The 13765-nt window shown below is 34.1% G+C and carries 9 protein-coding genes; 6 read left to right on the forward strand and 3 right to left on the reverse strand.

The features are described 5' to 3' along the window. On the forward strand, positions 1-1451 hold a 1451-nt coding region (locus WC223_12795; GenBank protein MFA6925115.1), incomplete at its 5' end, for an N-acetyl sugar amidotransferase. A 100-nt stretch (positions 1452-1551) separates the two neighbouring features. After that, positions 1552-3534 (forward strand): biosynthetic peptidoglycan transglycosylase, encoded by a 1983-nt coding sequence (locus WC223_12800; GenBank protein ID MFA6925116.1) that lies wholly within the window; start codon positions 1552-1554, stop codon positions 3532-3534. Positions 3535-3572: 38 nt separating this feature from the next. Here the strand turns inward: WC223_12800 and dnaK are convergent, their stop codons facing one another. Then, positions 3573-5495 (reverse strand): molecular chaperone DnaK, encoded by a 1923-nt coding sequence (dnaK, locus tag WC223_12805; protein ID MFA6925117.1) that lies wholly within the window; start codon positions 5493-5495, stop codon positions 3573-3575. A gap of 389 nt (positions 5496-5884) precedes the next feature. On the opposite strand from dnaK, the gene WC223_12810 reads away from it, so the two are divergent. Both WC223_12810 and WC223_12815 read left to right on the forward strand, forming a co-directional pair. Next, positions 5885-7105: a cysteine desulfurase gene (locus tag WC223_12810; GenBank protein MFA6925118.1), complete on the forward strand. Its 1221-nt coding sequence runs from the start codon at positions 5885-5887 to the stop codon at positions 7103-7105. A 76-nt stretch (positions 7106-7181) separates the two neighbouring features. Continuing rightward, positions 7182-7640 (forward strand): SufE family protein, encoded by a 459-nt coding sequence (locus tag WC223_12815; protein MFA6925119.1) that lies wholly within the window; start codon positions 7182-7184, stop codon positions 7638-7640. A 162-nt stretch (positions 7641-7802) separates the two neighbouring features. On the opposite strand, the gene WC223_12820 is transcribed toward WC223_12815, so the two are convergent. Together WC223_12820 and WC223_12825 are read right to left on the reverse strand one after the other, a co-directional pair. Next, positions 7803-9272: a hypothetical protein gene (locus WC223_12820; protein ID MFA6925120.1), complete on the reverse strand. Its 1470-nt coding sequence runs from the start codon at positions 9270-9272 to the stop codon at positions 7803-7805. Positions 9273-9306: 34 nt separating this feature from the next. Next, a complete protein-coding gene (locus WC223_12825) occupies positions 9307-10782 on the reverse strand; it encodes a hypothetical protein (GenBank protein ID MFA6925121.1) in 1476 nt (491 codons plus the stop codon). A 91-nt stretch (positions 10783-10873) separates the two neighbouring features. On the opposite strand from WC223_12825, the gene proS reads away from it, so the two are divergent. Both proS and WC223_12835 read left to right on the forward strand, forming a co-directional pair. Continuing rightward, complete coding sequence (gene proS / locus WC223_12830) at positions 10874-12349, forward strand: proline--tRNA ligase (protein MFA6925122.1); 1476 nt, start codon at positions 10874-10876, stop codon at positions 12347-12349. Between the two features lie 140 nt (positions 12350-12489). After that, positions 12490-13752 carry a pitrilysin family protein gene (locus WC223_12835; GenBank protein ID MFA6925123.1) on the forward strand — a complete coding sequence of 421 codons (1263 nt, stop codon included), beginning with the start codon at positions 12490-12492 and terminating at the stop codon, positions 13750-13752. Positions 13753-13765: the final 13 nt, after the last annotated feature.

Consider the following 13765-nt stretch of genomic DNA (forward strand, 5'->3'; position numbering starts at 1 on the left):
ATGCCGAAAATCTTCCCTGTATAATAATCGAAAGTTTTTGCTGTGGTCGTCCCGTTTTGAGCAATAGTGTTAATGGTGTTGTAGAATTGATTAATGAAACAAACGGTTTGATGTCGGCACCACGTGATATTGAAGCTTTCTCGAAAAATATTTGTCATATTATTGAGAACGCAGGCAAATACGATTTAGAGAAAATTGCAATTAATGCTCAAAGTTTATTTTATCCCGAAGTTGTCGGAAAATTAATTTATGAAACATACAGGAAAACATTATCAGTTAAGCCAGCACGCGAATACCAAATGTGCAGCCATTGCATAATGGACACCAATGATGACCCTGATATTTCATTTGATGCAAATGGTGTCTGTAACTACTGCAAAATGTATGAAAGATTTTCAAAAGAAATCATACACCGCGACAGCTTAGGCAAAAAACAAATGCTCGAAATAATAAATAAAATAAAAGATAAAGGAAAAAATAAAAAATATGATTCCATACTTGGTGTGAGTGGAGGTGTTGACAGCACATATACAGCATATCTGGCAAAACAATACGGATTAAGACCTTTGCTGGTTCATCTCGACAATGGATGGAACTCCGAACTTGCTATGAGCAATATAGAATATGTTGTTAGCAAATTAGGATTCGATTTACATACTTGGGTTATTAACTGGGAAGAATTTAAAGACATACAGCTTTCATTTCTGAAAGCATCGGTAGTGGACATTGAGCTTGTTACCGATTATGCGATAGTGGCTTCATTATATCTCATGGCTGCCAAACACAAAATTGACTATATAATTACCGGACACAATTTCGCTACCGAAGGAATCATGCCGATGAACTGGGTGCACTGGAAAAGTGATTTGCTTAATATAGAATCCATTCATAACCGCTACGGAAAAGAAAAAATTTCAACTTTTCCGCAAATGGGATACTTCAGAAAAGCCGCTTATGTCAATCTATATGGAATAAGAACTTTCCCGATCCTGAATTTTGCAAATTATAATAAAGACGAAGCTAAAGCAATTGTTGTAAATGAACTTGGATGGCGCGATTATGGCGGAAAACATAATGAATCGTTGTTTACAAAATTTTATCAGTCATATATTTTACCTAAAAAATTCAATATTGATAAACGAAAGGCACATTTGTCAACGCTGATATGTTCGGGACAAACGACAAAAGAAAAAGCACTTGCCGAAATGAAAAATCCTCCTTTTGTTGAAGATAAAATTGCTGAAGATAAAAAATACATTATTAAAAAGTTCGACTTGACAGATGCGGAATTTGAAAAAATTATGAACACACCAATACGACAACATACCGACTTTCCTTCGTATGCAAAAATACATTACAAATACGAACTTATGATACTCGGAAAACTTAAGCCACTTTCAAAACCACTGAAAAAATATTTCGGACTGAGAGGAAGAACAAATTATGTGTAAAAAAATGTTTGTTGTTAATTCTTGTTTTTCTCGTAGCTCATGGCTTATAGCTCGATGCTGTGATTGATTAAAAGTTTATTAATAAGTTAGATAAATCAGCATGTTCAAACCTTATTCAAAAAAGATATTATACAGAGTTTACTTACCGGTAGCTGTTTTTATATTAATATTATTTTTTTCATTTATCTCCCGCAATTTTTTTCTGAATTTATACATAAACAAAAAAATAAATCAGATTAAAACAAAATACAATGCCGAACTGAATATTGGAAAAGCAAAGTTCACAGGAATAAATACTATCATGCTTAATACGATTTTCCTGAAAGCTTTAAATAATGATACTTTAATAAAAATAGATTCTGCTGTTGCAAAAATAAACTTATGGAAAATACTTTCGGGTAAGTTAATTTTCAGCGATATTGAACTTTATAAATCTCATGTAAACATTGTCGCCGACACCAACTCCAGCAATTATTCCTTTTTAGTTAATAAAAATGCTAAAGTAAAAAAAGAATCTTCCGTAGCTGATAATTATAGTTATTCTAAAAAAATCGAAAATTTCCTGAATGCCATTTTCGGTTTTATTCCCGATAAAGTAAAAATTTATGATTTTACTGTAAATACTGTTATCAATAAAAAACAGCTTACTTTTTACATTGATAATCTCAATATATTTGATAATATTTTTAAAACAATAATAAAAATAAAAGATGTCGGCGAAAATTATGAATGGCTTGTTGAAGGCAAACTGAACAGCCACAAAAAACTATGTTTTTTAAAACTATATTCAAGTTCATTTCTACATAAAGTCAAGTTGCCTTTTGTTGAAAATAAATATAATCTGAAGGTATTATTCGATACCATTCAATTTAGTTTTTCAAATAACGGAATTTCGAATAATATTTTAAATTTAAATGGAACATTTTCAGCAAATGGATTAATAATTAAACATCCGCGTATTGCATCCGAAAATGTTTATCTTACAAAATTTTCAATCAATTATTTTTTAAATGTCGGTAAAGATTATTACGAACTTGATAGTACAAGCTCAGTTGTTTTCAATAAAATAAATTTTAATCCTTACATAAAATATAAACCGAACCCGTCAAAACAAATAACTGTAATTTTAAATAAAAATAATCTTAATGCACAGGATTTTTTTAGTTCGCTGCCTCCCGAATTATTTTCAAAACTCGATGGAATAAAAGTTAAAGGAACATTATCATATCATCTGAAATTCTTTGTTGATACTGCATTACCCGATTCGGTGAAATTCCAATCAGAATTAAAAAAGAAAGATTTCAAAATAATACAATTCGGAAAAGTTGATTTCAGATACGTAAATGAACCTTTTACATACACTGCTTATGACAAAGATGAGCCGGTAAGAATTTTTGAAGTAAGTTCCGCAAACCCAGATTTCAGAACACTTGAGCAGATACCCGAATTGTTAAAAGAAGTAGTATTGACAAATGAAGACGGTGGCTTTTTCTGGCACAAAGGTTTTGTTATTGAATCAATTAAAAAATCAATTGCTGCAAACATAAAGGAAGAGCGTTTTGCAAGAGGCGGAAGTACAATTTCGATGCAGCTTGTTAAAAATCTTTTTCTCACGCATAAAAAAACTATTTCACGCAAACTCGAGGAAATGCTTATTGTATGGCTAATTGAAAATAATAATCTTATTTCAAAAAACAGAATGCTCGAAATTTATTTTAATATTATTGAATGGGGACCTATGGTTTATGGGGCAAACGAAGCGGCTCATTATTATTTCAACAAAGATGTTTCAAAGCTAACTCTTGCCGAAGATATTTATCTGGCAAGCATTATACCCCGTCCTAAATTATTCAAATATAATTTCGATAAAGACAAACACTTGCGCAAGTGGCTTGCAGAGTATTATAAAATAATTGCACAAATACTTTTAAGAAAAGAAAAAATCTCACAGGCAGAAGCCGATAATTTAATTCCTGATGTTCAGCTTAAAGGTCGTGCAAAATCAGAACTCATGCAACCCGATTCTATTCCGCTTGACTCAGTATTTAAAAGCGATTTTGAGTTTATGAAGTTGGATAAATAACAAAACAGCATCCTAACTTAAACAACAAACTTCAAACTTTATTTATCTTTCACTTCCTCAAAGTCCACGTCGGTAACTGTGCTGTCACCATCTTTTTTTTCTTCTCCTTGTGCTTGTTGTTGCTGTTGTTGTTCGGCACCGCCGGCTGGTTGTTGTTGCTGGGCGGCTTTATACATTTCTTCGGAAGCTGCCTGCCATGCAGTATTTATATTTACCATAGCAGCATCAATTGCAGCAATGTTTTTGTTTTTATGTGCTTCTTTGAGTTCTGTTAAAGCAGCTTCGAGAGGTGCCTTTTTATCGGCAGGAATTTTATCGCCGAATTCTTTAATTTGTTTTTCGGTTTGGAAAATCATTGCATCCGCACTATTGATTTTGTCAATTTCTTCTTTTGCTTTTCTGTCGGCTTCGGCATTTGCTTCTGCTTCGGCTTTCATTTTCTTTATGTCATCATCACTCAAGCCAGAAGATGCTTCGATTCTTATATTTTGTGATTTGCCGGTTGCTTTATCTTTTGCCGAAACATTTAATATTCCATTTGCGTCAATGTCGAAAGTAACTTCAACTTGTGGAATTCCGCGTGGTGCAGGCGGGATACCATCAAGATGAAATCTTCCGATTGTCCTGTTGCCATTTGCCATAGGGCGTTCTCCCTGCAAAACATGAATTTCAACTGATGTCTGACTATCGGCAGCAGTGGAAAATACTTCTGATTTTTTTGTAGGTATGGTTGTGTTTGCTTCAATTAATTTAGTAAATACGCCGCCGAGAGTTTCAATTCCGAGTGAAAGAGGAGTAACATCAAGCAGTAAAACATCTTTTACTTCGCCTGTCAGAACGCCGCCCTGAATTGCTGCTCCCACTGCGACAACTTCATCGGGGTTTACACCTTTCGAGGGTTTTTTGCCGAATAATTTTTCCACCACTTCCTGAACCGCAGGAGTTCGTGTAGAACCGCCCACAAGAATAACTTCATCAATCTGACTGGCGATTAAACCTGCAGCTTCAAGAGCTTTTTTGCACGGCTCTATTGTTGCTTGAGTCAAATGGTCGGTAAGTTGTTCGAATTTTGCACGTGTTAGCTTTTTCACGAGATGCTTTGGAACACCATCAACGGGCATTATATACGGAAGATTAATTTCTGTTTCGGTAGAACTTGAAAGTTCGATTTTAGCTTTCTCAGCAGCTTCTTTCAGGCGTTGAAGAGCCATCGGGTCCTTGTGTAAATCAACACCTTCGTCTTTTTTAAATTCATCGGCAAGCCAGTCAATAAGTACATGGTCGTAATCATCGCCGCCGAGATGAGTATCGCCGTTTGTTGATTTAACTTCAAAAACACCATCACCGAGCTCAAGTATTGAAATATCAAATGTTCCGCCGCCAAGGTCGAACACTGCAATTTTTATATCTTTATGATTTTTATCCAAGCCATAAGCAAGAGCAGCAGCAGTTGGTTCATTGATAATTCTTTTCACTACCAGTCCTGCAATTTCACCTGCTTCTTTAGTTGCCTGACGTTGCGAATCGTTAAAGTATGCAGGAACTGTAATAACAGCTTCAGTAACTTCCTGTCCAAGATAATCTTCAGCGGTTTTTTTCATTTTCTGAAGTATCATTGCCGAAATTTCCTGTGGAGTATATTGTCTGTCATCGATTTTAACTCTTGGAAGGTTACCATCACCGCGAACAACTTCATATGGCATGCGCTTAATTTCTTTGGTAACTCTGTCAAAAGTTTCTCCCATAAATCTTTTTATAGAATATACAGTTCTTTTAGAGTTAGTAATTGCCTGACGTTTTGCAGGGTCGCCGATTTTTCTTTCACCCTTATCAATAAAAGCAACTATTGAAGGAGTGGTTCTTCTGCCTTCGCTATTTGGTATTACAACAGGTTCGCTGCCTTCCATAACAGCAACGCATGAGTTTGTTGTTCCTAAATCTATTCCGATTATTTTTCCCATTTTGTTTGAGTTTTAAATTTTCATTTTAATTTATTATGAAAAAAGATTGTCAATGAATATGCCAAAAATTAGTTTGTAGTTTGTAGTTTGTAGTTTGTAGTTAAAAATAAAGTGAGGCATATATGAATTGGTAAGGGTTTAACAAAAAGTACAATTATTTAAAAGAATAAGTTCTTATCAATTATAATAATGACAAAAAGGCAGAAAATTAATTATTAAGTGCGTCTCGAATGACTGAAATTAAATTTTTGAAGTGCCCTTAACCTAAACCTCGAAATTTTACAATTTGATTTTTAACATTATGCATTATACACAGTAATGTTTTTATTCAATTTCAAATAAATTAATTAATTTTGTTTGCTTCCAATAAAACTAAAAAATATTGTCCGATGGAATTTGACATAAAAAAAATTCGCGCTGACTTTCCGATATTAAAACAAATAATATATAACAAACCTCTTATTTATTTTGATAATGCTGCAACAACGCAAAAGTCACTTTCGGTAATAGAAAGCATTTCCGAATATTATAAAACCATCAACAGCAATATTCACAGAGGCGTTCATCATTTAAGCATACTTGCTACCAATCAGTATGAAGAGACGCGTGAAATAATACAGAAATTCATAAATGCAAAAAGCAAAAACGAAATAATATTTACAAGAGGTACAACGGAAAGTATAAATTTAATAGCGAATACATTTGCAAAAAGATTTATAAATAAAAATGATGAAGTTATAATTTCCACAATGGAGCATCATTCCAATATAGTTCCGTGGCAAATGGCTTGCGAAGAAAAAGAAGCAAAACTCAAAGTAATACCTATTAATGAAAGTGGAGAAATTATTTTCGGGGAATTTGAAAAACTCCTGAATAAAAAAACAAAAATTATTGCAATAACTCATATATCAAATGTTTTAGGCACAATCAATCCAATAAAAAAAATTATAGAGAAAGCTCACAATTTTAATATTCCTGTTCTGATTGACGGGGCACAGAGTGCTGCACATACAAAAATTGACGTGCAGGAATTGGATTGTGATTTCTTTTGTTTTTCGGGACATAAAATGTACGGACCAACAGGAATAGGAGTTTTATACGGGAAAGAAAAATTACTTGACGAGTTGCCTCCATATCAAGGCGGCGGTGATATGATTGACAAAGTTACTTTTGAAAAAACCACTTACAATAAAATTCCTTTGAAATTTGAGGCAGGAACGCAAAATATAGCAGATGCGATAGGATTAAAGTCCGCGATTGAATACATAAACAAAATCGGAATTGAAAATATTTTCAGGTACGAGAAAGAAATCCTCGATTATGCCACAAAAAAATTATTGGAAATTGAAGGACTTAAAATCTTTGGCACTTCAAAAAATAAAACAAGTGTGATTTCATTTTTAGTAGGTAATATAAAACCCGATGATGCGGGAGAAATAATTGATAAATTCGGTATTGCTGTGCGAACAGGACACCATTGTGCACAACCGTTGATGGATTGGTACAAAATTCCCGGCACCGTTAGAGCATCATTTGCTTTTTATAATACTAAAGAAGAAATTGACATGCTGGCAAAAGCAATTCACAGAGTTAAAGTGATGTTTTCTTGATTTAGTTGTCAGTTGTTTGTTGTCAGAACACAAACTTTAAACTTTATACTATAAACTATAAACCTTAAACTATTTAATGACTAAAACAATAAAAGAAATACAAGAAGAAATAATCGAAGAATTCAGCAAATATGCTGATTGGAGCGATATCGAGAATGACAATAACAAATATTTTCATTTGATAGAACTTGGAAGAGCCCTCCCTCCAATTGATGCTACAATGAAAAGTGAGAAAAATATTATTGACGGATGCCAGTCAAAAGTATGGCTTACAGCAAAAGTTGAAAACGACAAAATGATTTATTTTGCCGACAGTAATACAGAAATAACAAAGGGCATTATAAGCTTATTGATAAGGGTTTTTTCTAATCAAACTCCCGATGATATTATAAATGCAAATATGGATTTTTTAAAAGAAATGGGCTTGGAAAATCATCTTTCCCCGACAAGAGCAAACGGATTGATAATAATGATTAAGCAAATGAAACTTTATGCTTTGGCATCAAAAGCAAGGCTTTCCAACAAAAAAGTTTAAGATTGAATTAACTGAAAACTATAAACTAAAAATAAGAAAGAGCTACCTTTCGATAGCTCTTTCCTTCCCTGCACTATGATTTATTAATGTGTTGTTATTGATATTAATGTTTGAAAGTTAACCAATAAATAAACTATTAACGCATAATTTTCACATAATAAATCAGTACCTAATGCCTATTGTTATTAAGAAATTACTATTATTATATTCTATTTTTGCTGGTTCTGTTTCAATTCTTGTTGTATTATACATATAATATTTTTCGTTGTAATTTGATAAAGAATAAGCAAAATCCAAAAAGAAGTTTTCCACTCTGTATCCAAATCCTATAGAGTATATATAAGTATAAACTTTGTTGTAATCTCCTTTGTAAGGATTTCCGTAAAACGCATATCCGGCTCTTATTACATACGGGGAAAAATTAAGTTCACCACCAGCTCTTATAATGTTCGGTGAAGTATATTTTTTATTTATTGCTTTATTTTCTTCATTAAAATCGTAATCATCGCTGCGGAGGATTGCCTTTGAATAATCCACATATTCATATTCTATATTTATGAGTCCTTTTTTTCCAAATACAAATCCTACACTTCCTATAGCTCGCATTGGTGTTATGATTTTGTAGTTAAAGCTTCCATCAGGTGCTTTATCAGAAAACATATTACCACTTGGGTGAATTGCATTTGCCGAGTCAAAAGAAGAACTCATTTCTTTATTATAATCAATGCCCATAGAATAAATAGTAGGAGAATGAATGGCAGCACCAAGACGAAGAAAGTTTGCAGGTTTGTAAATAATTCCGAATTTGCAGTTAAAACCGCTGCCTGATGTGCTGTAGTATTCCTTAAGATTAAAAGATTTAAAATCGGGAATAGTATCCTTATGGTCATTTTCCGAATAGTTCGAATTATATGTATATCTTATATTTGGAATATTTATTGCCATTCCTATATAAAATTTATCTTTATAATTTGCACCAAAACTGAACACGGTTTCTCCGCTTGAACCCTTAGTAGCTATGGTTTTCCTTTGAGCTTCACCATAATGCTCTATAACACTAACATAGTGACTCGAATCAGGATATCCATTAGCAAAATTCAATAAATATGTGTTAAATGGCAATAGCGCTCCATATTCATCCAGATTCAAGTAATGTGTGCCATTGGCTTCATCGAGATATTGGTCAAGCAGGGAACTTTTAGTGTTGACTCCTTCAATTGTAATGTTGCTGTTATATTTATTAAGCTTTTTATATCCTATGCCGAAATTAAAATTCACCCATCCGCTTTTGCTGTTTTCTGTTTTAACAGTGGTAACAAAGCCGAAATTGTTAATATTAAAATTAAAATCAGCGTCATGTCTCTGATTATTAAGGTAAGTAGCGTCGGCAGTTTTCACATAAAGGGAAGGAGTGAAAGTAATTTCCGATTTTTTATTAACGGCAATACCGGCAGGATTAACGCTTATCGCAGAAAAATCTGCACCAGTTGCACTGCATGCGCCTCCAAGTGCTACAAATTTCGCGGTTCCTCCTATTGTAGTTTGTGAAAACCTGAAAGCATGAGTTTCATCCTGAGCGTTAACAAAGTTAAAAATTAAACACATTAATAATATGATTGCTGATTTTTTCATTTTTCTTAATTTTACTTTTATATAAAATCAGTTATTATCTTCCTCTTCTGCTACTACCACCACTGCTTTGTCCACCTGAGCTGCTTGGTCTGCTTCCGCCGCTGTTATAATCTCCGCCTCCGCTGCTTCTCATTGGTCTGCTGTCGCTGTTATTATATGAATTGTTGTCAGTACTACGATTGTTAACAGGCGCTTCACTTCTTTTCGGCTCACTATATTGATAATTTGGTTTTGTATTGAAATTATCATTTGACCTCGGTTGATTATAATCAGGATTTGTGTATTTTCTTGGCTTTACTTCACTCTGATTGGGTTTTACATTAGTATTATTATAACTTTGATTAGGAGTTGCAACATTGTTATTTGCTCTGTTAACAGGAACTCCTCTTTGTCCGTTTCTTTCGGAATTTATAGCAGGTTGCGGTTTTCTTTTATTGGTATTTACAGGTGCTGCATTTCCGCTATTTACTTTTTGCGGAGAAGGTGGATTTACATTGCCATGAGAAACTTGTGAATTGCCAGTTACAACATTTTTGTTCACTTTTACTTTTCCTGCAACCGGATTAACTCCACTATTGTTATTTACAACATTACCCTGAGCAGGTGTAGGAGTTGCATTTCCATGGACAGAAGTATTTCCGGTGCCTTTAACATTATTAGCATCAATTGTCCCTGCATTCACGGTTCTTATTTTGTTTTCATCTTTTATATTATAAACATTGTTTCCTTTAGATGCAACTGTTCCAGTACGGGAATCCTCATATTTCTGTGCAAAACTTCTTACAGGACGACTGTCGGAACCGGTATTAGTACGACCTTTCATTGGTCCATAATGACGGGAATTTCCATCATAACTATTATAGTAATAATCTGAATACAACCCGTTATGATGATAATGCCATGGATTATAAGTATAATAAGGCGAATACCACGGGTCGCATGCGTACCAGTAACTTTGGTGCCACCATGGCTCGTATCCGAAATAAAATGAAGGTGAAAGCCAATGATAGCCGAAATATATGCTTACACCCAAATCCATAGGATTATATGAATACCAATACATATTTGTATAATAATCGTCATAGTATGAATATCCGGCGCTGGGTCCATAAAATCTTCGCATTCTTGCAGAATATGAATAATCATAATAATCGTCGGAATTGTAATAATTATTTGTAACGTAAGTATTGCCATTTGCGTCGCTATAACTTTCAGTAGTAGATTGACCGGAATTGTTATAATCGTTGTTTCCTGACGAAGTTGTGTTGTCCTGCTGATTCGTAATTCCTTCCTTATTTGAATTCGAATTGTATCCGGCATCGTTATTTTCGGTCGAAGTGTTTGAGCTTGGCTGTGAATATTCAGGAGCTTTGGTAACTCTGTCGGTTTTGGGATTGTAATACGCATCGTCATAAGTTGAAGTATTTTGAGTTGTACTGCAAGCACCTATGACGAGAACAATAACTATCGGGACAATATTTTCTATTATTTTCATAATTCTATCCTCCATAGTTTAATTAATTTATTTGTTTGTTCAATTTTTGTATTTTTGTTTTTTATTCAAGAACAATAAATACAAATTTTATACCACAAATAAAAAAATGGCAAAAGATTTTCCAACAAGAGAAGAAAATTTCTCACAATGGTACAATGATTTGGTAATAAAAGCTGATTTAGCCGAAAATTCGGCAGTTCGGGGTTGCATGGTTATCAAACCTTATGGTTTTTCTATATGGGAAAAAATGCAGGCAGCATTAGATAAAATGTTTAAGGACAGCGGTCATTCCAATGCCTATTTCCCTTTATTAATACCAAAATCATTTTTCAATAAAGAAGCAGCCCATGTTGATGGCTTTGCCAAGGAATGTGCTGTTGTTACTCATTACCGCTTAAAAAAATCGCCTGACGGCAAAGATATTATTGTTGATGAAGATGCTAAGCTGGAGGAAGAACTTATAATACGTCCTACTTCCGAAACAATTATATGGAATACATACAAGGGATGGATACAGTCGTATCGCGACCTTCCGATTCTTGTGAACCAATGGGCAAATGTTGTAAGGTGGGAAATGAGAACCCGTTTATTTCTGAGAACCGCCGAATTTCTCTGGCAGGAAGGTCATACTGCACACGCAACCGAGAAGGAAGCAACAGAAGAAGCATTGAAAATGCTTGATATCTACGCTGATTTTGCCGAAAACTGGCTTGCAATGCCTGTTCTGAAAGGATATAAAACTCCCGGAGAACGTTTTGCGGGTGCACTTGAAACATATTGCATTGAAGCACTTATGCAGGATGGTAAAGCACTTCAGGCAGGTACGTCACACTTTCTTGGGCAGAATTTCGCAAAGGCATTTGATGTAAAATTTCTAAGCAAAGACAATAAGCAGGAACACGTGTGGGCAACATCATGGGGCGTTTCCACAAGATTAATGGGTGCTCTTGTTATGGCTCATTCCGATGATAAAGGATTGATAATACCTCCTAAGCTTGCACCAATTCAAGTAATTATCATTCCTATTTATAAAACCGATGAAGAATTTACTTTGGTTTCCGAAAAAGTTGCTCAAATAAAAAAATCACTTGAAAGTAAAGGTATTGCCGTGAAATTTGATAACAGGGATACTCAAAAACCCGGGTTCAAGTTTGCTGAAGCCGAATTCAGAGGCATTCCCGTGCGGCTTGCTGTCGGTCCGAGAGACGTTACCAACGGGACTGTTGAAGTCGTTAGAAGAGATACACTTGAAAAATCGGTTTACCAGCAAACCGACCTTGAAAATAAAATCACACACCTGCTTGATAACATTCAGCAAAATATGTATCAGAAAGCTTTATCTTTCAGGGAAAACAATACCTGCAAAATTGATACTTACAAAGATTTTAAAGAAGTTCTGGACGAAAAGGGAGGTTTTATTTTAGCTCACTGGGACGGTACTTCCGAAACGGAAGAAAAAATAAAAGAAGAAACCAAAGCCACAATCCGTTGCATTCCTATTGATAATGAAAGTGAAGCGGGTAAATGTATCTACTCGGGAAAATCATCAACACAAAGAGTTGTATTTGCAAGAGCTTATTAAAAAAGCTTGAAGTTTTCCATTTTCAGTTTAAAGTTCTGCAAAACTCGGCACAGAGTCTCATTGATAAATTCAACAATTTATCACGCAAATTAAAGCTTTTTCCATATCTTTGCAATTCACTAATTTATTAGGTATTCGATATGATTAAATTTGACAGATTTATTTTAAAAAACGGATTAAAAATTATTGTTCATAAAGATAAAACAACACCTATAGTTGCAGTTAATATTTTATACAACGTTGGAGCAAGAGATGAAAATCCGAAACGTACCGGCTTTGCTCACCTTTTTGAACATCTTATGTTTGGCGGCTCGGTGAATATTCCGAGCTACGATGAACCGTTGCAGAAATCGGGCGGCGAAAATAATGCATTTACAAATAATGATATTACAAATTATTATCTGACATTACCAAAGCAAAACATTGAAACTGCTTTTTGGCTCGAATCGGACAGAATGCTGAAACTTGCCTTTTCAAAGAAAAGTCTGGACGTTCAGCGAAATGTGGTGATGCAGGAATTCAAGCAGAGTTATCTGAATCAACCTTACGGTGATGTGTGGCTTTTACTGAAACCTCTGGCATATAAGGTTCATCCGTATCAATGGTGCACTATCGGGAAAGATTTATCGCATATAAAAAATGCAAAGATGGAAGATGTGAAAGCATTTTTTGAAAAATATTATTGCCCGAATAATGCAATCATGATTGTTGCAGGAGATGTTGAAACAAATGAAATAAAAAAACTGTCGGAAAAATGGTTTGGCTCAATTCCGAAAGGAAAAATAAATAACAGGAAATTACCGAAAGAACCGAAACAAACTTCACCCAGAAAATTGACAGTAAAACGTGATGTGCCGTTTGATGCCATATATAAAGCATATCATTGCTGTTCGCGTTATGCTAAGGAATATTATACAACGGATTTGTTGTCTGACATTTTATCGTCAGGTAATTCATCGCGTTTATATAAAACTCTTGTTAAAGAAAAAAAATTATTCAGCGAAATAAATGCTTATCTCTCCGGTGATATTGACGAAGGGCTTTTTATTATTTCGGGAAAGCTTGTTGGTGGAGTGAAAATGGAATATGCCGAAAATTTAATAAAAGAAGAGCTGGATAAAATTTCAACAGAATTTGTAAAAGAAAAAGAACTTCAGAAAGTGAAAAATAAAATTGAGGCAAATCTGGTGTTTTCCGAAATGAATATTCTTGATAAGGCAATGAATTTAGCTTATTGCGAATTACTCGGTGATGCAAATCTTTTTAATGATGAAATAAAAAAATATTTATCGGTTACAAAACAACATATTAAGAAAACTGCACAAACGATATTTAAAGAATCAAACTGCTCCACACTTTATTACTTATCAAAAATAAAATCAAAACCAAATGAGAGACGATAGAAGAAATACTCAC

Source organism: Bacteroidales bacterium, from assembly GCA_041671145.1.
In the GTDB taxonomy this organism is placed as follows: domain Bacteria; phylum Bacteroidota; class Bacteroidia; order Bacteroidales; family JAHJDW01; genus JAQUPB01.